This is a genomic window from Serratia sp. LSHTC3 (assembly GCF_057197125.1).
This window is the reverse complement of the sequence record NZ_JBXUNP010000002.1, coordinates 844,076-866,943: the sequence shown is the minus strand read 5'-3', so window position 1 is coordinate 866,943 and position 22,868 is coordinate 844,076. Positions and strand designations below refer to the sequence as shown.

At 60.0% G+C, this 22,868-nt stretch carries 21 protein-coding genes; 13 read left to right on the top strand and 8 right to left on the bottom strand.

The window, feature by feature from the left end; all coding sequences use genetic code 11:
* Positions 1-17 precede the first annotated feature (17 nt).
* The 3 genes from prc to AC2CGI_RS11430 all read right to left on the bottom strand — a co-directional run bounded on the left by prc (position 18) and on the right by AC2CGI_RS11430 (position 3,390).
* Positions 18-2,066: a carboxy terminal-processing peptidase gene (prc, locus tag AC2CGI_RS11440; RefSeq protein WP_015377670.1), complete on the bottom strand. Its 2,049-nt coding sequence runs from the start codon at positions 2,064-2,066 to the stop codon at positions 18-20.
* 19 nt (positions 2,067-2,085) lie between these two features.
* On the bottom strand, positions 2,086-2,796 hold the full coding sequence (gene proQ, locus AC2CGI_RS11435; RefSeq protein ID WP_004931497.1) for an RNA chaperone ProQ: 711 nt from the start codon (positions 2,794-2,796) through the stop codon (positions 2,086-2,088).
* A 96-nt stretch (positions 2,797-2,892) separates the two neighbouring features.
* Positions 2,893-3,390, bottom strand: a complete 498-nt coding sequence (locus tag AC2CGI_RS11430) for a GAF domain-containing protein (protein WP_004931498.1) — start codon at positions 3,388-3,390, stop codon at positions 2,893-2,895.
* Positions 3,391-3,645: 255 nt separating this feature from the next.
* Between AC2CGI_RS11430 and yebS the strand changes: the two genes are divergently transcribed.
* The 10 genes from yebS (at position 3,646) to AC2CGI_RS11380 (ending at position 15,510) form a co-directional block, all read left to right on the top strand.
* On the top strand, positions 3,646-4,893 hold the full coding sequence (gene yebS / locus AC2CGI_RS11425; protein ID WP_031300492.1) for a membrane integrity lipid transport subunit YebS: 1,248 nt from the start codon (positions 3,646-3,648) through the stop codon (positions 4,891-4,893).
* Positions 4,862-7,492 carry a PqiB family protein gene (locus AC2CGI_RS11420; protein WP_015377667.1) on the top strand — a complete coding sequence of 877 codons (2,631 nt, stop codon included), beginning with the start codon at positions 4,862-4,864 and terminating at the stop codon, positions 7,490-7,492. Before yebS ends, AC2CGI_RS11420 begins: the two co-directional genes overlap by 32 nt.
* A gap of 102 nt (positions 7,493-7,594) precedes the next feature.
* The gene (gene rsmF / locus AC2CGI_RS11415) at positions 7,595-9,031 is read left to right on the top strand and encodes a 16S rRNA (cytosine(1407)-C(5))-methyltransferase RsmF (RefSeq protein WP_080497814.1); all 1,437 of its coding nucleotides are present in this window, start codon (positions 7,595-7,597) and stop codon (positions 9,029-9,031) included.
* A gap of 274 nt (positions 9,032-9,305) precedes the next feature.
* Positions 9,306-9,845: a Csu type fimbrial protein gene (locus AC2CGI_RS11410; RefSeq protein WP_015377665.1), complete on the top strand. Its 540-nt coding sequence runs from the start codon at positions 9,306-9,308 to the stop codon at positions 9,843-9,845.
* A gap of 2 nt (positions 9,846-9,847) precedes the next feature.
* Positions 9,848-10,351, top strand: a complete 504-nt coding sequence (locus tag AC2CGI_RS11405) for a Csu type fimbrial protein (RefSeq protein ID WP_033633239.1) — start codon at positions 9,848-9,850, stop codon at positions 10,349-10,351.
* Positions 10,352-10,356: 5 nt separating this feature from the next.
* Entirely contained in the window at positions 10,357-10,905 is a 549-nt protein-coding gene (locus AC2CGI_RS11400; RefSeq protein WP_162895228.1) for a Csu type fimbrial protein, read from the top strand.
* A gap of 24 nt (positions 10,906-10,929) precedes the next feature.
* Positions 10,930-11,694 carry a fimbrial biogenesis chaperone gene (locus AC2CGI_RS11395; protein WP_031300493.1) on the top strand — a complete coding sequence of 255 codons (765 nt, stop codon included), beginning with the start codon at positions 10,930-10,932 and terminating at the stop codon, positions 11,692-11,694.
* A 67-nt stretch (positions 11,695-11,761) separates the two neighbouring features.
* On the top strand, positions 11,762-14,182 hold the full coding sequence (locus tag AC2CGI_RS11390; RefSeq protein WP_021505509.1) for a fimbria/pilus outer membrane usher protein: 2,421 nt from the start codon (positions 11,762-11,764) through the stop codon (positions 14,180-14,182).
* A gap of 20 nt (positions 14,183-14,202) precedes the next feature.
* The gene (locus AC2CGI_RS11385) at positions 14,203-15,135 is read left to right on the top strand and encodes a Csu type fimbrial protein (protein ID WP_021505510.1); all 933 of its coding nucleotides are present in this window, start codon (positions 14,203-14,205) and stop codon (positions 15,133-15,135) included.
* Between the two features lie 135 nt (positions 15,136-15,270).
* Positions 15,271-15,510 carry a DUF1480 family protein gene (locus AC2CGI_RS11380; protein ID WP_004931517.1) on the top strand — a complete coding sequence of 80 codons (240 nt, stop codon included), beginning with the start codon at positions 15,271-15,273 and terminating at the stop codon, positions 15,508-15,510.
* A 55-nt stretch (positions 15,511-15,565) separates the two neighbouring features.
* On the opposite strand, the gene AC2CGI_RS11375 is transcribed toward AC2CGI_RS11380, so the two are convergent.
* Both AC2CGI_RS11375 and AC2CGI_RS11370 read right to left on the bottom strand, forming a co-directional pair.
* Entirely contained in the window at positions 15,566-16,165 is a 600-nt protein-coding gene (locus AC2CGI_RS11375; RefSeq protein WP_021505511.1) for a C39 family peptidase, read from the bottom strand.
* Positions 16,166-16,169: 4 nt separating this feature from the next.
* Positions 16,170-16,562 (bottom strand): ASCH domain-containing protein, encoded by a 393-nt coding sequence (locus AC2CGI_RS11370; protein WP_021505512.1) that lies wholly within the window; start codon positions 16,560-16,562, stop codon positions 16,170-16,172.
* A 339-nt stretch (positions 16,563-16,901) separates the two neighbouring features.
* Here AC2CGI_RS11370 and yniD point away from each other — a divergent pair, with 339 nt between their 5' ends.
* A complete protein-coding gene (gene yniD, locus AC2CGI_RS11365; protein WP_021505513.1) occupies positions 16,902-16,994 on the top strand; it encodes a small membrane protein YniD in 93 nt (30 codons plus the stop codon).
* A 36-nt stretch (positions 16,995-17,030) separates the two neighbouring features.
* Here yniD and AC2CGI_RS11360 read toward each other — a convergent pair whose 3' ends face one another.
* Entirely contained in the window at positions 17,031-17,183 is a 153-nt protein-coding gene (locus AC2CGI_RS11360; protein WP_004931524.1) for a hypothetical protein, read from the bottom strand.
* Between the two features lie 157 nt (positions 17,184-17,340).
* Between AC2CGI_RS11360 and AC2CGI_RS11355 the strand changes: the two genes are divergently transcribed.
* Positions 17,341-17,550 (top strand): hypothetical protein, encoded by a 210-nt coding sequence (locus AC2CGI_RS11355; protein ID WP_004931526.1) that lies wholly within the window; start codon positions 17,341-17,343, stop codon positions 17,548-17,550.
* A gap of 147 nt (positions 17,551-17,697) precedes the next feature.
* On the opposite strand, the gene AC2CGI_RS11350 is transcribed toward AC2CGI_RS11355, so the two are convergent.
* Positions 17,698-19,116, bottom strand: coding sequence for a serralysin family metalloprotease (locus AC2CGI_RS11350; RefSeq protein WP_015377659.1), 1,419 nt, complete (start codon positions 19,114-19,116; stop codon positions 17,698-17,700).
* A 333-nt stretch (positions 19,117-19,449) separates the two neighbouring features.
* Positions 19,450-20,793 carry a 2-hydroxycarboxylate transporter family protein gene (locus tag AC2CGI_RS11345; protein ID WP_076740294.1) on the bottom strand — a complete coding sequence of 448 codons (1,344 nt, stop codon included), beginning with the start codon at positions 20,791-20,793 and terminating at the stop codon, positions 19,450-19,452.
* Positions 20,794-21,225: 432 nt separating this feature from the next.
* On the opposite strand from AC2CGI_RS11345, the gene pckA reads away from it, so the two are divergent.
* Positions 21,226-22,845 (top strand): phosphoenolpyruvate carboxykinase (ATP), encoded by a 1,620-nt coding sequence (gene pckA / locus AC2CGI_RS11340; RefSeq protein ID WP_076740295.1) that lies wholly within the window; start codon positions 21,226-21,228, stop codon positions 22,843-22,845.
* Positions 22,846-22,868 lie beyond the last annotated feature (23 nt).

Sequence of the window (22,868 nt, the reverse complement as noted above, 5' to 3'; positions counted from 1 at the left end):
CAGGCAAAGCCGTGGCCTTACTTAGCCGGCGTTGGCTGCTGAGCAGGCTGATCCTTTTCCAGATGAGCCAGATCCAGCGCGATATGCACGGTTTCATCCAGGTACGGATCCGGCTCCTGGTAATCCTTCGGCAGATCGTCGAGCGATTTCAGCGGCTTCTTACCCGCGCGCTCCAGACGCTCGTTGATGCGTTTCAGACGGGTCGCATCGTCATCGTGGTTCTCTTTCTCGCGCACCGCCAGATTGAGGGACACGATATTGCGTTTATCCTTCAGCGCCTTGTAATGCGCGATATCCTGCGCGATGTACTGGAACTCCGGATTCTGCGCGATGCGCTGCTGGTGATCTTTCAGCAGTTCCGGCTCGAACGGCGCCATATCGCCGGTCTTGCTGTAGGTCGCCGCATTGATGCTGTCCCACGGCATGGCGTTGTCTTCAAACGCTTCGCCGGTTTCCGCCGGATCGACGCCGGTCGGCATCAGAATATCCGGCGTCACGCCCTTGCGCTGGGTGCTGCCGCCGTTGACGCGGTAGAACTTCTGAATGGTGTACTGCACCGAACCGAGCGCCGGCCACTCAGGGCGCAGCATCTGGTCGTAGATGCGGTTCAGTGAACGGTACTGCTGCACGGTGCCTTTACCGAAGGTCGGTTCGCCGACGATCAGCGCGCGGCCGTAATCCTGCATCGCCGCCGCGAAGATCTCGGAGGCGGAGGCGCTGAAGCGATCGACCAGCACCACCAGCGGGCCTTTGTAGTAGGTCACGCCGTCGGTGTCGGCGTCTTCGCGCACTTTGCCGTTGTTGTCACGCACCTGCACCACCGGGCCGCTCGGAATGAACAGGCCGGACAGCGACACCGCTTCAGTCAGCGCGCCGCCGCCGTTGGTGCGCAGATCGATGATCACGCTCTTGACGTTCTGCTTGGCCATCTTCTGCAGCTGCACTTTCACGTCATCGGTCAAGCCGACGTAGAAGCCAGGGATGTCGAACACCGCCACCTTCTCTTTGCCGACGGTCTTGATGGTCATTTTCACCGCGCGGTCTTCCAGGCGGATACGCTCGCGGGTCAAGGTGACCACGCGGGTTTTGGTGCCCTTGCCGGCCGGCAGGATCTCCAGGCGCACCTTGCTGCCCTTCGGCCCTTTGATCAGCGACACCACGTCGTCCAGACGCCAGCCGATCACGTCCACCATCGGTTTGCCGGCCTGGCCGACGCCGACGATGCGATCGCCTACGGTGATCGCCTTGCTCTTCGCCGCCGGGCCGCCCGGCACCATCGAGTTGATCAGGGTGTAGTCATCATCCATCTGCAGCACCGCGCCGATGCCTTCCAGCGACAGGCTCATCTCGGTGTTGAACTGCTCGGTATTGCGCGGAGACAGATAGTTGGTGTGCGGATCGATTTCATGCGCAAAGGCATTCATCGCCAGCTGGAAGACGTCTTCGCTGTTGCTTTGCGTCAGGCGCTTGATGGCGAACTGATAGCGTTTGGTCAGCGTGTCGTGGATTTCTTTGTCGGTCTTGCCGGTCAACTTGAGGTTCAGCTCGTCATAGGTGACTTTCGCATCCCACAGGCTATCCAGCTCGGCCTTGTCTTTCGGCCACGGCGCTTTGCTGCGGTCGAGATCGATAGTGCCGTTGCCGGTGAAGTTCATCGGTTTGTCCAGCAACGACAACGCATAGGTATAACGCTCGAAACGGCGTTTCTGCGCCAGATTGAACAGCGCGTAGAAGGTGTCCAGCTTGCCGGTTTTCAGCTCTTCGCCAACCTGATTGCGTTTGCCGGCGAACTGCGCCACGTCGGCAGCCAGCAATACGTTATGGTTGTAGTCCAGCATGTTCAGGTAGCGATCGAAGATCTTGCCTGAAAACTCCGCATCGAGGGCGAACTGGCGGTAATGAGAGCGAGTGAAGCGCGAGGTAACGCGCTCACTCACCGTAGCGTGCTGGGGTTCCTGTTGCAGTTGGGGCAGTTGGCCGATGCGGATGTTGGCTGTTTCCGCGCCGTAACTGACACCCGCCCACAGCAGCCCTGCAATCGCTGTTAATCTGACGAATTTGTTCATGCCTGGGTTGGCCTCCGTATCAGAACTGCAAGTGTTCTGCGCGCACAATCATCGCCAGACCGGAAGAGAGCTGCACACGTACGCCATCTTTAGCGATTTCGAGTACGGTAGCATCCATCGCGCTCTTGCCTGCTCTGACTTTGATTTCCTGGCCAATTTGCAGTTTAGAGATATCCGTGACTGGCGCATAACGCGGCTGGCTTTCCTCTTTGGCTGCACGAGGTTGGCGAGCGGGCTGTGGGCGAGTTTGTGGGCGCGGCTTGCGGTTTTCCGGCGCGGCTCCGCCTTCGCGACGTGCAGCGGGCTTTTTACCGGCTGGACGCGGACGGCGTGGCGCAGCATCGGCGGATTCACCGGCGGCTTCACGTTTTTTGGCGTTTTGTTCGGCACGCTGTGCCTGAACGCGCGCTTTGGCTTCTTCAAGCTGCTGGCGAGCATGATCGACATGCTGCTGTTCCAGTTCACCGCACGGATTGCCGTCCAGATCGACGCGCTGCGCGCCGACTTTAACGCCGTACAGGTAACGCCAGCTTGAGGTGTACAGGCGCAGGGCAGAACGCAATTGCGTTTTGCTGAGATTCTCTTCCCCCTGCACGCGCTCTACCAAATCCTGAAAAATACCGATTTTCAGCGGACGAGCTTCGCCTTCGGCGCTAAAGCAGAGCGGAAAACGCTCGGCAAGAAAAGCAATGACTTCTTTACTAGAGTTCAACTTAGGTTGATTTTCCATGAAATTTCCTGATTACAACGGTATTGCCAACAAGCCACAGGCATGAACAGGCGTCATTATAATGACGCCATCGGTAATTGCCACGTTAACCGTCGATCAACTTGCCGCCACAGTCACATATTTCGCACTGTCGCACTGCTCCAGTTGCTCACAAAGCCCCGCCACCACTGCTTTCAGGCCCGCTTCGTCCCGTTCGTCGAAGCGTTGATAAACCGTGCTATCGATGTCCAAAACGCCGATCACCCGGCCGCCAACCGCCAGCGGCAGCACGATTTCCGCGTTGCTGGCCGCATCGCAGGCGATATGGCCCGGGAACGCATGCACGTCGCCGACGCGCTGCACGCGATTTTCCGCCACCGCCGTGCCGCACACGCCCTTGCCCACCGGGATGCGCACGCAGGCGATCTTGCCCTGGAACGGCCCCAGCACCAGCTGAGCGCCATCCATCAGATAGAAACCGACCCAGTTCACGTCATCCAGACGCTCGTTGAGCAAGGCGCTGGCGTTGGACAGCGCCGCGATAAAGTTGGTTTCCCCGCCGAGCAACGCGCTCAGGTCACGTTTTAATTCCGCGTAGAATTGTTCTTTTGTCATGTGTTAACCATTGAAACAGTGAAGATGGCCAGAAGCCCAAAGCTTAGGCCCTATAAAATAAGCATTAAATGCGTATAGCCACAAGGTTAATCATCTGTTGCTTCACAAAACCCCGTCGCTCGGGGTATGTTTGCCGCTCAGAATCCCGGTTTACCTCGTTTTACCGTCCGGCGCCCGATCGCCGGTGACGCGGCCGGTTTATTTTTCAGCTACGCTGACAGTTCCGGCGGGCTCAAGGGCAGCTACTTGTCAAAGATGAAAATACACGCGATCACCGCCCCCCTTTCCAAAGCGCGCCACCAACGCTGCTGCGAGTGCGATCTGCTGTTCATGCTGCCGCCGCTCAGCGGCAATCAGGCCGCTTATTGCCCGCGCTGTAACGCCAAGGTGGTGCACGGCCGCGACTGGTCGATGACGCGTCTGACCGCCATGGCGATCACCATGCTGCTGCTGATGCCGTTCGCCTTCACCGAACCGCTGATCAGCATCCGCCTGCTCGGCACGCGCATCGACGCCAGTTTGCTGGAGGGCATCTGGCAGATGAGCCGCCAGGGCGATCCGCTCACCGCCAGCATGGTGGCGTTTTGCACCATCGGCGCCCCGCTGACGCTGGCGCTGTCGCTGCTGTACCTGCGCTTCGGCCACGCGCTCGGCATGAACCTGCGCCCGGTGCTGCTGATGCTGGAGCGGCTCAAAGAGTGGGTGATGCTGGACATTTATCTGATCGGCATGGCGGTGGCGGCGATCAAGGTGCAGGATTACGCCGACATCCAGGCGGGCAGCGCGCTGATCGCCTACCTGTCGCTCACGGTGCTCAGCATCCTGACGCTGATCCACGCTAACCTGGAGCAGCTGTGGGAGCGTTACTATCCGCAGGAACAGCCGGAAGGCCCGCCGGCGGCGCTGCATATTTGCCTGTCCTGCCACTATACCGGCTACCCTGACGCGCGCGGCCGCTGCCCGCGCTGCCATGTGCCAATGTGCCACCGCCAGCCCTACAGCCTGCAGAAAACCTGGGCGGCGCTGATCGCGGCGATGATCCTGCTGATACCGGCCAATCTGCTGCCGATTTCCATCATTTACGCCAACGGCGTGCGGATGGAAGACACCATCTTCTCCGGCGTGGTCTCACTGGCCACCTCCGGCAACGTGCCGATCGCCGCCATCGTGTTCATCGCCAGCGTGCTGGTGCCTTTTACCAAGGTGATTGTGCTGATCACGCTGTTGCTGAGCATCCACTTCAAAACTTCGCACAGCCTGAAGACGCGCATTCGTCTGCTACGTCTGGTCACCTGGATCGGCCGCTGGTCGATGCTCGATCTGTTCGTTATCGCCTTGATGATGTCGCTGGTAAACCGCGACCAGCTGTTATCTTTTACTATGGGACCGGCCGCGTTTTACTTTGGCTCGGCGGTCATTTTGACTATTCTTGCCGTTGAGTGGCTCGATAGCCGATTGATTTGGGATGCACATGCAACAGGAAACGCCGACTACACCGACTGAAGCGCGGGTCAAGAACAAACGCCGCATTTCACCGTTCTGGTTACTGCCGTTCATCGCCCTGCTGATCGCCGGGTGGCTGGTCTATAACAATGTCCAGGAACGCGGCACCACCGTCACCATCGATTTCCAATCGGCGGCGGGCATCGTCGCCGGCCGCACGCCGGTGCGCTACCAGGGCGTTGAGGTCGGCACGGTGCAAAAAATCAGTCTGAGCAAAGATCTGCGCAGCATCGTGGTGGAGGCCAGTATCAAAAGCGATCTGGAAGACTCGCTGCGCGAAGGTACCCAGTTCTGGCTGGTGACGCCCAAGGCCTCGCTGGCCGGGGTATCCGGGCTCGATGCGCTGGTCGGCGGCAACTATATCGGCATGATGCCCGGCAGCGGCAAGGAGCAAACCCACTTCACCGCGCTCGATACCCAGCCGAAGTACCGCCTGAATACCGGCGAGCTGATGATTCACCTGCACGCCGACGATCTCGGCTCGCTCAACAGCGGCTCGCTGGTCTATTACCGTAAAATCCCGGTCGGCAAGGTGTATGACTACACCATCAGCGAAGGCAACAAGGGCGTGACCATCGACGTGCTGATCGACCGCCGCTTCGCCAACCTGGTGAAGAGCAACAGCCGCTTCTGGAACGTTTCCGGCTTCAAGGGCGATTTCAGCCTGTCCGGTGCCACGGTGCAGATGGAGAGCCTGGCGGCGCTGGTCAACGGTGCCATTGCCTTCGATTCTCCGGCCGATGGCCAGCAGGCCAAGGGCGATCAGAGCTATACCCTGTATCCTGATCTGGCCCACAGCCAGCGCGGCGTCAATATCCTGCTGGATCTGCCGAGCGGCAACAGCCTGAGCGAAAACCGCACGCCGCTGATGTACCAGGGGCTGCAGGTCGGCACCCTGACCAAGCTGACGTTGCAACAGGACAGCAAAGTGGTCGGTGAACTGACCATCGATCCTTCGGTGGTCGATCTGATGCGCAGCGGCACCCGCATCGTGATGCGCAGCCCGCGCATCAGCCTCAACGACGCCAAGCTTAGCCAGTTGCTGACCGGCACCACGCTGGAGCTGGTACCGGGCGAAGGCGAGCCGCAGCAACGCTTCAACGTGCTGGACAGCAGCGAAACGCTGTTGCAACAGCCTGGCGTGCTGACCGTTACGCTGAATGCGCCGCAAAGCTACGGCATCGACGTCGGGCAGCCGCTGGTGGTGCACGGCGTGAAAGTCGGCCAAATCCTGAGCCGCACGCTGACCGCCGGCGGCGTGGTATTCACCGCCGCCATCGACGCGCAGTACCGCGGCCTGCTGCACAAAGACAGTAAATTCGTGGTCAACAGCCGCCTCGACGTCAAGCTGGGCATCGACGGCATGGAAGTGCTTGGCGCCAGCGCCCAGGAGTGGGTAGACGGCGGCGTGCGCATTATTCCCGGCAGCAAGGGGGAACCTGGCGGCCAATACCCGCTGTACGCCAACAGCGAAAAAGCCGAGGAAGGCATCGTCGGCAACGCCCCCGCTACCACCCTGACCCTCAGCGCCACCAGCCTGCCGGACGTGCAGGCCGGCTCGGTAGTGCTGTATCGCAAATTCCAGGTGGGCGAGATCGTCAACGTTCGGCCGAAGGCCAACGAGTTTGAGGTGGACGTCTACATCAGCCCGGAATACCGCAAGCTGCTGACGCGCGAAAGCATCTTCTGGGCCGAAGGCGGCGCCAAGGTGCAGCTCAACGGCAGCGGCCTGACGGTGCAGGCTTCGCCGCTCAACCGCGCGCTGAAAGGTGCCATCAGCTTCGATAATCTACAGGGCGTGACGCTGAACAAGGGCGCCAACCGCGTGCTGTACGCCAGCGAAACCGCCGCCCGCGCGGTGGGCAGCCAAATCACGCTGAAAACCTACGACGCCAGCAAGCTGTCGGCGGGTATGCCGCTGCGCTACCTCGGCATCGACGTCGGCCAGGTGGAGTCGCTGCAGCTTGCCCCGGAGCGCAACGAAGTGTTGGCCAAGGCGGTGCTGTATCCGGAATACGTGCAGACCTTCGCGCGTCTCGGCAGCCGCTTCTCGATCGTCTCGCCGGAGATCTCCGCCGCCGGCGTCAGCAACCTCGATACCCTGCTCCAGCCTTATATCAACGTGGAGCCGGGCCGCGGCCGCGAGCTGCGCACCTTCGAGCTGCAGCAGGCCAGCATCACCGACTCGCGCTATCTGGACGGCCTGAGCGTGGTGCTCGACGCCGCCGAAACCGGCTCGCTGCAGATCGGCACGCCGGTGCTGTTCCGCGGCGTGGAGGTCGGCACCATCACCGGTTTCTACCTTGGCGCCATGTCCGACCGGGTGCACGTCGCGCTGCGCATCAGCAAGAAGTATCAGCATCTGGTGCGCAACAACAGCGTGTTCTGGCTGGCGTCGGGTTACAACCTGCAGTTCGGCCTGACCGGCGGCGTGATCAAGAGCGGCACCTTCCAGCAGTTCATCCGCGGCGGTATCGCCTTCGCCACCCCGCCGACTATTCCGCTGGCGCCGAAAGCGACGCCGAACAAGCACTTCCTGCTGAATCCGGAAGAGCCGAAGGACTGGAAAACCTGGGGCACCGCCATTCCGCGCGATTAACTTTCGCGTTTCCCTCAGGGCCCGGCAATGCCGGGCCCTGTTTTTTTCCGCTTTGTGATAAACTCTCGCCCTTGTCTTTATTGCACCCTGAGAGTTCGCCCCGTGGCCAAATCCACCGCCGTTTTTCTGCCCCCCGCTTTCCTCGACGCCACCCGCGCCATCATGCCCGCCGAGCTGGCGATGGAAGATTTTATCGCCGCCTGTCAGCGCCCGCTGCGCCGCAGCCTGCGCGTCAACACGCTGAAAATCAGCGTCGCCGACTTCCTGGTGCTGGTGCAGGATTACGACTGGCGACTGGAGCCCATTCCCTGGTGCGCGGAAGGGTTCTGGATCGAACGCGACGATGAAGAGCTGCGATTAGGCAGCGCCGCCGAACACCTGAGCGGTCTGTTCTACATTCAGGAGGCCAGTTCGATGTTGCCGGTCAGCGCGCTGTTCGCCGGCGACGCGGCGCCGAATCGCGTGCTGGACGTGGCGGCGGCGCCGGGATCCAAAACCACCCAGATCGCCGCGTTGATGGGCAACCAGGGCGGCATCGTCGCCAACGAATACTCCGCCAGCCGGGTGAAAGTGCTGCACGCCAATATCAGCCGCTGCGGCGTGAAGAACACCGCGCTGACCCACTTCGACGGCCGGGTGTTCGGCGCCGCGCTGCCGGAGAGCTTCGACGCCATTCTGCTCGATGCCCCCTGCTCCGGCGAAGGCGTGGTACGCAAGGATCCGGACGCCATGAGCAACTGGTCGCCGGAAAGCGTGACCGAAATCGCCGCCACCCAACGCGAGCTGATCGACAGCGCGTTCCATGCGCTGGCGCCAGGCGGCGTGATGGTTTACTCCACCTGTACCCTCAATGCGCAGGAAAATCAGCAGGTGGTGCGTTGGCTGCTGGACACCTACGGCGACGCGGTCAGCATCGAGCCGCTGGGTGAGCTGTTTCCCGGCGCTGACAAGGCATTGACCGCCGAAGGTTTTCTGCACGTCTTCCCGCAGATTTACGACAGCGAAGGGTTTTTCGTCGCCCGTCTGCGCAAACAGCACGCCGTGGCACCGTTGCCGAAACCGACCTATAAAGTCGGTAAGTTTCCGTTCAGCCCACTGTCCGGCAAAGAGGCGACGCTGGTCGCCCAAGCCGCCGCCGCATCCGGCTTAACCTGGGGCGATGACAGCCGGCTGTGGGAGCGCGATAAGGAAATCTGGCTGTTCCCGGCCGAGCTGGAGCCGCTGTTCGGCAAGGTGCGCTTCTCGCGCATCGGTCTCAAGCTGGCGGAGCGTTTCCCGAAAGGTTTCCGTTGGCAGCACGAAGCGGCGATCGCCCTCGCGGGCGCCGGCGGCAAACAGCACTTCGAGCTGGACGCCGCGCTGGCCCAGGAGTGGTATCACGGCCGCGATCTCTACCCTGAGCAGCCACCGGCGGGCGACGAGTGCATCGTCACCTATCAGGGGCAACCTCTGGGCATCGCCAAACGCATTGGCAGCCGTATCAAGAATAACCTGCCGCGCGAGCTGGTGCGGGATGGCGCCCTGGATTTCCACCTGTAAACAATACCGCGCCGGGGAATGAAACTCCCCGGCGATAAAATAACGCTAATAATATTCCCATCGCCGTTCGTTATTATTCTAATCATTTCACTTTATCGGTATACCTCGTCTGAAAGCCCCGCCAGCCGGGGAATGAGAATAAAAAGTTTCTCGTTTTCATCAAGACAATTCCCGATTCTTATTCTATTAATTAAAGTGCAGCTAAATGAATACGTTCAACCCACCTCTGGGTGGCGTCTTTGCGGGCTTTCTCTCATACGGCAAGGAATATAAGATGAAAAAAACTCTGATGGCATTGACCTCGGTAGCAACCCTGCTGTGCGCCAACGGCGCGGCTAACGCAGCAGGCACCATTCAAGGCACGTTAGGCGTGACGCTGACCATCGGCGCCGGTTGCGTCGTGGGAGGCGGCAACAGCAGTGGTTCCGTCAACGACTTCGGCTCCATCAGCTTCGGCACTTACTCTTCACTGGCCAACATCATCGACGCCAGCGCCACCGGCGCAGGGGGGGCCGGTACGCTGTCATTGACCTGCACCACCGGCACAGACTACACGGTGGCGCTGGACAACGGGCTCCACGTCACTTCAGGCACCCAACGCCGCATGGCCAGCACGGCAGGCGCATTCATCAGTTATAACCTGTACCAGGATGCCGCACGCACCACCGCCTGGGGCAGCGGCGCCAACGCGCGGACCGGCACCGGCACCGGCGCCGCTGTTCCGCTGATCGTCTATGGCCGCGTACCGGCGGCCGGATCTACCCCGGCGGCGGACACCTATAACGACACCGTCACGATGACGGTCACCTGGTAACGGTGCGGCGCGCGCTTTGCTGCTGCGGATTATGGGCGTGCAGCCTGTTGGCGCAGGCCGACAGTAAAACCGCGACCCTCGGCGTCAGCGCGACCTTGCTCAGCGCCTGTGAGGCCGGCAGCAGCTCAGGTGGCAACGTCAGCTTCGGCACGCTGAATTTCGGCACGCTGTATTTTCTCAGCACCGCAACCAGCGTCGCCGGGCAGCAAAACGCCGGCGCCATTCGGGTGAAATGCACCAACGGCACCAGCTACAGCGTTCTGCTTGGCGGCGGGCAAAGCGGCAATACCGCTGCCCGCTACCTGCAAAGCGCGGCAGGCCAACGGGTGAATTACAACCTGTACACCAACGCCGCCCACAGCACCATTTGGGATAATCTGACGGGCGTGTCACAAACCGCCAACGGTACGGACAACTGGCTGCCGGTCTATGGCATGATCCCGGCGCAGTCCACACCCCCGACAGGCAGCTACACCGATACGGTACAGGTCACGATCAATTGGTAATGACGATGCGCGCTTCCATTTGCGGTTTGCTGTTCTGCCTGCCGCTTTTCCCGGCCCAAAGCGATACCGGCGTCAACGATTTGACCAAAAGCCAGCCGTTCACCGTCAATGCAACCGTGGTAAAAGGCTGCGTATTGGGCAGCGGCGTCAGTGACGTGACCACCTTCGGCACCCTGAACTTCGGCCAGTTGTCCTCGCTGAGCAACGCAGTCAGCATCGTCTCCAGCAGCGGTGCCGGTTCGGTGCTGTTTCGCTGCAACCCGGGGCTGAGCGTTACGCTGGCCCTCGGCGTCGGCAATCACGTGACCGGATCCATCGCCGGCGGCAGAAAATTACAAAATGCCGTCACGTCGGAAACGCTGCTGTATCAACTTTATCAAGACAGCAACTACGCCACCCTTTGGGGAGATGGCGCCAACGGCGGCGCGGCGCAGACCGTCGCCGCCACCGGCAGCACGCAAGAAATCAAAGTTTACGCCCGTCTGTTTTCGACCAGTACCCTGCCCACCAGTGGCGTTTACAGCGATACGGTCTTGTTGACGGTCACTTATTAAGTTTTTTGCAATAAGGATTGAGTTATGCGCATACCCTTCCGACTGCCGTTAACGGCAGCCTTGCTCCTGGCAAGCCAACAGCACGCCCTGGCCGCGGCTTCCATTCTCATTTGGCCGATCGATCCGGTGATTGAAGATCAACAGCAGGCCACCGCGCTGTGGCTGGAAAATCGCGACAGCAAACCGGTCTATATGCAAATTCGCGTGCTGGGTTGGCAGCAAACCGCCGGCAAAGACGATTACAGCAACCAAAGCGACGTGATCGCCAGCCCGCCGGTGGCGTCGATCGCGCCAGGCAAACGCCAACTGATACGCCTGATCAAACAGTCGGCCCCGGCGGCGGGACAGGAGCGCGCCTACCGCATTTTGGTCGATGAAGTGCCGGTGAAAGAACCCGCGTCGAGCGCCGCTCCCGGCGGCGCGGAGATGGGGCTGAAATTCCAGATGCGCTACTCGGTGCCGCTGTTCGTCAGCGGCAAAGGCATTTGGACCAAACAAGACAGCGAAAAACCGCGCGATTACGCGACCGCCAGCCAACCCCAGCTCAGCTATCGTCTACAGCAGCAAAGCAGCGAACGCTGGCTGGAGGTGCGAAACCAAGGCGCAGTGCATGCTCGTATCTCGAAAGTGACGCTGCAAGGCCGCAGCCTGAATCCCGGCCTGATGGGATACGTGCTGCCCGGTTCACAGATGCGCTTCGCCTTGCCGCCCGCAGGCGCTTTCAGCAGCGGCAAGCTGATGGCCACGGTCAATGACAACAAACAGCCCGTAGCCATTCCGTCTTATTGAGGCCCAGGTGCAGCCGACAGGGAGGCTATCGACGCGGCGCTTCAGCCTTAAGCCGCTGACGTTTGCCATGCTGAGCATGGCGGCCGGCGGCTGGCTGCCGTTTGCGCTCGGCGACGATCTGCCGCCGCCGCCCAGCGCCGTCAGCATGCCGGACACCACGCTGTATCTGGAGCCGGTCGTCAACGGGCGCCAAACCGGCAACGTCGTGCCGGTCAACTACCGCGGCGGCCATTACTACATGACACCCCAACAACTGCTCGACGCCGGGCTGCCGGTAGCGGATAAACAGGCGAAAGAAATCGCCGTCGATCGGCTGGAGAAGGTGGATGTCAGCTACAGCGGCGAGAGCCAGCAGTTGCTGATCAACGTGCCCAACGACTGGTTGCCACAGCAAACCATCGGCGCCCGTTCACCGTTGCAGCGCTTGCCGGCGCAAAGCAGCCTCGGTTTGCTGTTCAACTACGACATCTACGCCAGCCAAAGCAACGGCAATGGCCGGCCGGGCTACCTGTCGGCGTGGAGCGAACAGCGCCTGTTCGACGGGTTCGGCGTCGTCGCCAACACCGGCATCTACCGCAGCGGGTTTAACGGCGGGCCAAACGACGATGGCGGCCGCTATATTCGGTACGACAGCTACTGGCGTTTCAACGATGATCAACGGATGCTGAGTGTGATCGCCGGTGACCTTACCACCGGCTCGCTCCCCTGGAGCAGCGCCGTGCGCATCGGCGGCTTGCAATTGGCGCGCAATTTCGCGGTGCGCCCGGATCTTATCACCTACCCGTTGCCGCAGTTTTCCGGCCAGGCGGCATTGCCCAGCAGCGTCGATTTATACATCAACAGCTATAAAAACAGCACCACCAACATTAATCCCGGCCCGTTTACCCTCAACAGCGTGCCCTACATCAACGGCGCGGGTCAGGCCACCGTCGTCACCACCGACGCCCTCGGCCGCCAGGTCAGCACCACGGTACCGTTCTACGTGGCCAGCAACCTGCTGCAGACCGGCATGAGCGATTTCAGCATTTCCACCGGCTTGCTGCGACGCAACTACGGGTTGAATTCTGCCGATTACGGGCAATGGGTAGGCAGCGCCAGTTTACGTTACGGCGTCACTGATTGGTTAACCCTGGAAGGACGCGCCGAAGGCGCAGCCGAGTTGGCGGTCGGCGGCGGCGGCGCCGACATTCGCGTCGGACAATGGGGGGTTCTCAACGCGTCCTACAGCGTTAGCCAGGCCGGCGACGACGCGTTTAACGGCGGCCGGCCGATACCATCCCCCACCTATTATGACCCGCTGACCGGCAGGCCGTTGCAGCAGCCAGATCCTCAGCCCGTCTATCGCTACACCGGCAACCACGGCGATCAAAGCAGCTTTGGCTACACCTACAGCAACCCACGTTTCAGCCTCAACGCGCAACGCATCCTGCGCAGCGCCGATTTTGGCGACATTTCCGTGTATAAAAGCGACTACCGTCTGAGCCGTCGCACCGATCAGTTGACCGGCAGCGTCAGCCTGGGCCGGCTAGGCAGCCTCGGCGCCGGTTATTTTGACGTTCGCGACGCCATCGCTCAACGGACCCGCCTGGTGAACCTGTCCTACAGTGTGTCGCTTTGGCGCAACAGCAGCCTGTACGCCTCCCTCAACCGGGAAATCGGCAGCAGCGGTTACAGCGCCCAACTGCAGCTCTCCATTCCGTTTGACAGCTGGGGCACGGCCAGCCTCAGCGCCGCGCGCGACAACAATAACCGCTGGAGCGAACGCGTCAGCTACAGCCGCGCCGCGCCGACCGATGGCGGTTTCGGCTGGAATCTGGCCTACGCCAATAACCCGAGCGGCGGCGATTACCGCCAGGCGGATCTGACCTGGCGAACCCGCAGACTCGAAGCCCGAGCGGGCGTATACGGTACCCGCGATGAAACCAACCACTGGGGCGAAATCAGCGGTTCGCTGGTGGCGATGAACGGCGGCGTATACGCCACCAACACCATCAACGATGCCTTTGCGCTGGTGTCCACGCAAGGATACGCCGACATTCCGGTGAGCTATGAGAACCAGCCGATCGGCAAGACCGATGCCCAGGGCTATTTACTGGTGCCGACCGTCACCTCTTACTACCATGCGAAATTCCAGATTGATCCGCTTAGCCTGCCCGCCGACGTTGCGCTGCCGACGGTGGAAAAAACCGTCGCCATTCGCGATCACAGCGGTTTTCTGGTTGAGTTCCCCATCCAACCCATCTCCGCCGCCGACGTCGAACTGGTTGACGAGCAAGGCAAACCGCTGGCCAACGGCAGCCAGGTGGCGGTGGTTGGCGGCAATCAGCAAAGCTATGTCGGTTGGGACGGCATGACCTATATCGACCCGGTGCAACAACACAATCGTCTGAGCGTGATCCCGGCCGACGGCGGCCCGCCGTGTCAGGCGGAATTCAGTCTGGCGAAGCCTCAGGGCATCCAGCGCGTCGGCCCGGTTGTCTGCCGCTAATTCAACGACGGAGAGTCACTATGTTTCGGGGATTGAAAGCCTTATTGCTAACCCTCTCGCTGCTGCTCTGTCAGCGCGCATTCGCCGACTGCGCCACCACCAACGGCACCGTCACCTTACCGGGGAGCAGCTCTTTCGTGGTCTACAACGGGCAGATTAACGCCCAGGGCACTGCCGGCCTCAACTGCACCGGGCTCGGGCTCAGTTTGCTGTCGCAAAATACTGTCACGGTCAAGATCGCCTCCACCACCAACAATATGGCGGTTGCCAACACCGACGGTTCAGGCGATAAAATCGCTTACCTGATCTACCCCGACGCCAACTACCAATATCCTTACAGCATCGGCCAAACCATCGACTACAGCTCGCTCAACCTGCTGTCGCTGATCCTGATTTCCTCCAACGTCAACTTTCCGCTGTATATCAAAACCACCGCCGGCGCCAACGTGCGCGCAGGAACCTATACCGACAGCATCAACCTGATCTGGAATTACCATATTTGCGGTCTGGGCGTGCTCGGCCTGTGCGTTTGGTGGGACGGCGTCGATAAACCCAGCACGGTCAGCGTCAGCGTCACCATCACCAAAGATTGCCTGATCGGCACCGCGCCCAACGTCAATTTCGGCAGCATGGCGTTGGTCGGGCAGTTCAATCCTGTCAATCAGAGCATCACCCTGACCTGCACCAAAACCGAGGGATACAACACCTATTTCACCAACGGCAATAACCCGGTCACCGGTTGGCGGCGCATGAAAAGCGGCACCAGCAATTTCATGCAGTACCAGATTTACTTGCCTAATACGACGACCGTTTGGGATAGCACCAACAAACAGAGCGGCGCCGGCACCGGGCTGGCGCAAAGCATCCCGTATAAGGCGGCGGTCAATGCGGCGCAGACGGAAGTGGCGGTTGGCAGCTATCAAGACACGCTCAGTTTTGTGGTGGAGTACTAGGCGTTGTGTTTTGCCGGCGTGGAAATTGTTTCCAAAATGTAATTTTTATGTGGCATTTTTTGCTCATTTGGCTATGCTCTTACCGATGACCAAACTGGTCTAACCTCCTACCACACCATTGAGCAAGGAGTTCCCATGAGCAAAACCGTCGTAAAAATTGGCAGCTTCGAGGTCGATGACGCGCATCTTCACGCCGGCGCCGACCGTGCCGGCACCCTGAGCATTCCCTGCAAGTCCGATCCGGATCTGTGCATGCAGCTGGACGGCTGGGATGAACACACCAGCATCCCGGCGATCCTCGACGGCAAACAGTCGCTGCTGTACAAGCAACACTACGATCGGCAGGCGGACGCCTGGGTGATGCGGCTGGCATGATAGTGCATCAAAACGGCTGACAACGCGCTGTTTTCATCGGAAACAGCGCGTTTTTTTATGCGATGGCGATGCCGCGGCCGGCAAAGAAAGGGGCGAAGCGGCTGAGCGGCAGGCATACCCGCTCGCGCGTCGCCGGGCTGTCGCCCGAAGGGTTGTGGAAGGTCACGCTTTGCGCATCGGCGGCGGTGATCAGCACCAGATGCCCGCCCCTGTGCGGCGGCGTGCTCTCCGGCCGGCGAATGGCGGGATGCACCGAAGCGATAAAGTAGCGGCATTCGCTAAGCAGCGCCGGCACGTCGGCAGCGTCCAGCCCCACCTTCACCTCCGCTTGCAGCGCGAACTGCTCGCGCACGTACTCGACGAACGGCGCGTAAATCAGGCCCTTTATCCGTTCACCCTCGCGCACATAGGCGCCGTAGGGCAGGCTGCGGCGCGCCAGTTCCAGCAGCGGCGGTGTTTCGCCGTCGCGATGGCCCAGCACCATTTTCAGGCAGGCCATGCCGCACACGTGGTTGGCCCACTCGATGTACTCTGCCCGATCGCGGGCACCGCTGCGCGCCCAATTTTCGTCTTGTGCCAGCGTCGCGCGGCCGGCTATCAGATCGGCGGCCAACTCCGGGCTCGCCCACTGGCACTCGTAGGGAACGGCGCGCATAAGATTAGAATTTGTCGACGACTTTGAAATTCATCAACACCAGCGTCATGTCCGGTGAGAACAGATCGTACGCTTCGAAGAAGCGCTGCAGCTCTTTGCGCCAATGCGCCAGCGAGCGATCGCCCTCGCCTTCGGCAAAGGCGTGCGCTTCATCGACCTGATCGTAAGTTTTCATTTCCACCGCGGTCAGCTCGACCGCGCAGACCGGCACCCCCTTGCCGTCCACCACCAGGAACAGATCGCCGGCCTGCGGGATCCCCTCGCCGTCCAGGTTGGAACAGGTGGCCGTTTTGGTGCCATTGAGGATCAATTGCACCACTTCATCGGCCTGCTGCTCGGTATCGCCGAATGCCCAACGCTCAAGGTGTTCGTATTTCTGTGGAATTGCCGTCGCCATGATTATACCTTTTGGAAAAATGCCTCAATGCAGACAGGATAGTACAACGTATTGCCGGCCGTCTGCATCCGTCGCAGGCGCGACTGCGCGTTCCGCCACCGCCACCTTTACGCGTTTTTACCGTTCTTCGCTGTGCCTGTCGCGCTGCGGGGCGCATACTGTGAACATTATTCACCCAATGGCGTCCGCCAGGCGGTAACATGCGGCAAAATGACATCGATGCTGACGATACGTTCAGCGACTTACTCAACGGCGTCGCGTTAGTGACGCTTTTCCTCATCCTCCTCGCCGGCGGGTGGTATTTCAGCTAAAAGGGAGGGCAGCGTGGCAACAAAACGCATGGGCAACAAGCTCGGTAAAATGGTGGTGGTGCTGCTGCTGATCTGCCTGGCGCTGCTGCTGTTGCGTTGGGCGGCGATCGCCTTCGGTTGATCCCGCGAAATGACGCCGGCAACGCCGGCGCCCTGTTCACCGCCGCCGTGGCGCGGTCGGCTCCAGCAACTCCCGCAAATAGGCCAAACGCGCCTCCCCCTGAAGCAACCAGCGGCGACACAGCCAATGCTGCGTTTCACCCGTGCGGCTCAGGCGGTAGTACTCCGCCAAGGTTTCGACCCAGTTCATGATGTTTTCTCCTGCTTTTCGACACCGCAAGTATTGAGCGTAAAAACCAGAAGAAATACTGATGGCTTGTTTTTTATGCTTCCTGTTTTAGGCGGCGGCTAGCGAAGCCGCAGCTCAGCTGCTACATTGGGCAAAAATCAACCAACCGAGGTAAGCCATGACGTTCTCGGAACAGGAGATTAAACCCGTATGGGATGAGGTCGCACGCCTGATCGGCGACGGCGTGATGCAGCTGCGTCATCGCGGCGAAGCGCTGTCGGTGGAAACGCTGGAAAAACATCTGGCGCGGCAGCTGGCGGATAGCAACGATATCGAACGGCGCATCCTGCTCGGCGCCGCCATCAACATGCTGAAAGGCGGAAAATGAATCGCCAACCGAAGAAGGTTGGCGATCCGACAGAAGCCCGAGGTATGCAAGCCCGGCCTTCTGCGCGCTACTATGTCACGCTAATATGACGTAATTAATAGGAATTGTCGGGTTTTTGCCCAAAGTGCCCTATTTTTGTTGCCTGCATCAGGCCAGCACGAAATCACCCGCATCCAGCGGCTGTCCCACCACTTTCACCAGGAAATCGCTGCCGTCAAAGGCGCCGCCCAGGTTGATCGCCACGTCACTGACGTGATTTTGCGCATCGTAGCTCAGCGTCGCCTCGCCCGCCTTGCCGCTGAACTGATCGACGAAGCGGATGCCGTCGGCGCTGCCGGTGTTGAACAGCGTCAGATCGATCTTGTCCTCGCCACGCACGAAGTCACGGATCCAATCCGGCGCCGCCGCCGTTGACTCTTCCGCCGCGAAATAGACGAAGGTGTCCTTGCCGGCGCCTCCCCACAGCTGATCCGCCCCCTTACCGCCGTACAGCACGTCATCGCCCGCGCCGCCCTTGAGCACGTTATCGGCGGCGTTGCCCACCAGCACATCGTTACCCGACCCGCCGATGGCGTTTTCAATCGTTACGCCTGCAGCGATAGACACGTTGCCTTTCAGGCCGCCGACGTCCGAGAACGCCTTTTCATTCAGGTTGATGCGCTGATTCTGGCCAAAGCCGGAGAAATCGAAGGTGTCGTTGCCGCCGGCGTCCCAGGCGGTGAAGATTATTTTGTCCTGCGCGCCGGTGGCGGTGAGGAAGTCGCGATCGGTGTTGGAATTGAAACCGTAAACCGTATCACCGGTGCGGGTGGTCATGTTGGCGCCGTAGAAATGCTGGATCGCCGTGATGTCATTGAGCAACGGCCCGGAAGAGTACGCGCCTTTAAAGTCCTGCCCGGTGTTGCTTTCGCTGAAATAGCTCATCAGGCTGTGCGCGCGGCTGTCCTCAAAGTAGGTCGCGTCTTTAGCGTAGGTGATGCTGACGCCCGGTGCGGCGTTATAGTCGCCCGGGTGCTGCAGCCCCAACGCATGGCCGATTTCATGGGTGAAGGTCTGGCGACCGTACTCGTTCTCATGGATCTGGTTGTTGACGAAGGTGTGGTTCTTGGCGTTATACCAGGTCTGCCCGGCGACCGAAGGCGAGGTGTCCGGGTTATACGCGAAGGCATAGGAGCCGCGCGAGCTGTAGTCGAACAGGCCGAATTTGATGTTGGCGGCGGCGGTGTTGCTGGTTTCAGTGAAGGTGATGTTAGCCACGTCTGACCATGACTGCAGCGACAGTTTAGCCTGCTCGCGCTGTTCGGGGTTAAAGCTGCTGAAGCCGCTGATGCCCATGCTCGACATGTTGCCCGGCGCCTTTTCCCAGAAGCTGTAGGTCAGAGAGACCGGCGTGTCGGTCACGCCCTTGTCGTGCCAACTGCGATCGCCGCGCACCAGCTCCAGGCCGGCGTTTTCGAACGTTTTCGACGGATGAAGCACGGTAATGGTGTCGTCTTCATCGGGTTTATAAGCGCCCAGCAGGGCTAATACGCCTTCGGCCTTAACGGAAGCATTGCTTGATGACATAACCTTATCTCCATATTCGTCAATTCAATCGGGGGGATGCCCCAACTGGCGGATTGCCTGAACGGCAGCGGCCCGGTGTTGAATCAATACGGGGATATCGGTAATGCGATGGCGCCTTCCCTCGGCACTCTGAATGAGAACGATAATCCCTTAAGAGAAAAGAATAGACACATTTTCACCGATTACAGAATTTTCTTAGATAAAGTACGGCTATGCATTTGCGCCACACGAATGATTTTCAAGGCAATAATCAGCACTATCACGATAAGCGAAAAAAAATGCATAAAAAAACCGGGGCAATCCAACCCCGGTTATCCATAAGATACTCTGGACTCAGACTAACCAACCAAGCAGCAGCGTCGCACCGATGACCGTGGAAGCGCCGCCGATGCGCGTGGCGATTTGGGCGAACGGCATCAGCCCCATGCGGTTCGACGCCGACAGGATCGCCACGTCACCGGTGCCGCCCAGGCCACTGTGACAACAGGTGACAATCGCCGCTTCCACCGGAAACATCTTCAGGTAAGGCGCAATCAGGAAACTGACCAGCCCCATCGACAGCACTACCGAGCCGCAGACCACCACATAACCGACCGAGAACACCGCCACCACGCTTTCCAGCGGCACGTACAGCATGCCCAGACCGATCATCAGCGGCCACACCAGCGCGGTGGAGACGAACTTGTAGAAACTGTGCGCGCCGGTTTCCATCGAAGCCGGGATCACCCGGCAGTACTTGCACAGCACCGCGAACAGAATCATCAGCACCGGGCCGGGAATATGCACGATGTGTTCGAACAGGCCGCCGACGATAAAGAAGGCGCAGATCACCAGCAGCCCGCCGCCCATCAGTTGAAAATCGACGTTGCCGCCTTGCTCCTTGATGGCGAACATCGCGTTCTCCTGCGCCGAACGGATCAGCATGCCGTCGCCGCTCAGCGCCTTGCGCTGCATACCGATGCGCGCCAGCACCCCGGCGGTCACGATGGCGAAGATGTTGCCCAGCACTGCCGCCGGCGCCAGCTGCGCGACATAGATGTCCGGCGTCGAGCCCAGGATCGCCGAATAGGCCAGCGACAGCGGTAAAATCCCCTCGCCGATGCCGCCGCCGATGATCGGCACGATGATGAAGAAGAAGGTGTGATAGAAGGTAAAGCCGAACAGTTTGCCCACCAGCAGCCCGGTGATCACCGCCGTGACCGTGCCCACCACCAGCGGCACGAACATGCGAATCATCCCCTGGATCAGGATCACCCGGTTCATGCCGAGAATGCTGCCGACCACCAGACTGGCGATGACGAAATAAAGCAGGTTCGCGTCTTTCATCAGCAAATGGACGGTGCCCATGACGTTGGGCTGGAAGACATCGAAATAGACCAGCACCGACGGCACCATCAAACACAGAATGGCCGGCCCGCCGATATCGCGCAGCACGGGAATGCTTTTTCCCAACTGCGCCAGCGCAAAGCCCAGCGTCATTATCACCGCCAGGCCGCCGATCATATTCTTCGGCAGGAAGTTGGCGTAGGCGGAAATCGCTACGATCGCGCAAATCGTGATAAACAAGGCGATCGGTACCGCGCCGATATCTATTTGACGAAGTTGATTAATTAATCCTGAGGATTCGGACGATGCCGTATTTTTATCACAGGCCAGTTCTGCATTTATCTGTTTCATTATTCACCCTGCTGACAAGCGTACAGTACGGTTAGATTCACCTGGCGCAAAAACTCTGCCATAGCCAAGCAAAAACAAATGATTACGAAAAATCCTATTGTGGATTTCGCTTTTTCTAATAAGAAATAAAACAGTAGACAGCCCTGACGATATGATAAAAAATAAAAATGCAAAACTAAATTACGCCGGCGGAATTCAATATTGTGACCCTCCGCCAAGGTTAGTTTTAATTAATTATCGTCAGCATTTTGTAATTAAAGTAAGCAGGCTTAAATTCGCTGCTATGCTATAGGAGGGCGAAAAAGCCCCCTGTTTTATTAATAAAGAACCGGAAATGCATTAGCTGAATCCGGTCAGCTTGATCCGAATCTCAATCCTGCGCGCGGCACCGCACGGGAAAGAGGCATAATATGACTCATAAGGAAGTAGAATATGTCTTCACGCGCTGTTACCCCACAAACCCTCGCTCGCTACGGCATCCATCAGGCCGCCGACATCGTCTATAACCCCAGCTATGAATTGCTGTTCGCCGAAGAGACCCGCGCCGACCTGCCGCCGCTGGAGCGCGGCACCCTCACCCAACTGGGTGCGGTCAACGTCGCGACCGGTGAATTTACCGGCCGTTCGCCGAAGGACAAATACATCGTGCGCGACGACACCACGCGCGATACCGTCTGGTGGTCGGACAACGGCACCGGCAAGAACGACAACCAGCCGCTCTCGCCGGAAGTCTGGCAGCATCTGAAGACGCTGGTGGGCAATCAGCTCTCCGGCAAGCGTCTGTTCGTGGTGGACGCGTTCTGCGGCGCCAACGCCGACACGCGTCTGAAAGTGCGCTTCATCACCGAGGTGGCCTGGCAGGCGCACTTCGTGAAAAACATGTTCATCCGCCCGAGCGACGCCGAGCTGGCGGACTTTGAACCGGACTTCGTGGTGACGAACGGCGCTAAATGCACCAACCCGGACTGGCAGCAGCAAGGGCTGCACTCGGAGAACTTCGTCGCCTTCAATCTGAGCGAGCGCATGCAGTTGATCGGCGGCACCTGGTACGGCGGCGAAATGAAGAAAGGCCTGTTCTCGATCATGAACTATCTGCTGCCGCTGCAGGGCATCGCGTCGATGCACTGCTCGGCCAACGTCGGCGAGCAAGGCGACGTGGCGGTATTCTTCGGCCTGTCCGGCACCGGCAAAACCACCCTCTCTACCGACCCGAAACGCCAGCTGATCGGCGATGACGAGCACGGTTGGGACGACGACGGCGTGTTCAACTTCGAAGGCGGCTGCTACGCCAAAACCATCAAGCTGTCGCCGCAGGCGGAGCCGGAAATCTATCAGGCGATCCGTCGCGATGCGCTGCTGGAAAACGTCACCGTGCTGGCCGACGACAGCATCGACTTCGACGACGCCAGCAAAACCGAGAACACCCGCGTCTCTTACCCGATTTATCACATCGAGAACATCGTCAAGCCGGTGTCCAAAGCCGGCCACGCGCGCAAGATCATCTTCCTGACCGCCGACGCCTTCGGCGTGCTGCCGCCGGTGTCGCGCCTGACGCCGGAGCAGACCCAATACCACTTCCTGTCCGGCTTCACCGCCAAGCTGGCCGGCACCGAGCGCGGCATCACCGCGCCGACGCCGACCTTCTCCGCCTGCTTCGGCGCCGCGTTCCTGACGCTGCACCCGACGCAGTACGCCGAAGTGCTGGTGAAACGCATGGAGGCCGCCGGCGCCCAGGCTTACCTGGTCAACACCGGCTGGAACGGCAGCGGCAAGCGTATCTCGATCAAAGATACGCGCGGCATCATCGACGCCATTCTGAATGGCGACATTGAGCAGGCCGAGACCTTCACGCTGCCGATCTTCGGGCTGGCAGTGCCGACCGCGCTGCCGGGCGTCGATCCGTCTATCCTCGATCCGCGCAAAACCTATGCCGACGAATCGCTGTGGCAGGAGAAAGCGCAGGATCTGGCGCAGCGCTTTATCGATAACTTCGCCAAATATACCGTCACTCCGGCGGGCGAAAAACTGGTGAACGCCGGGCCGAAGCTGTAACGCAACCAGGGCGCCGCAGCGCC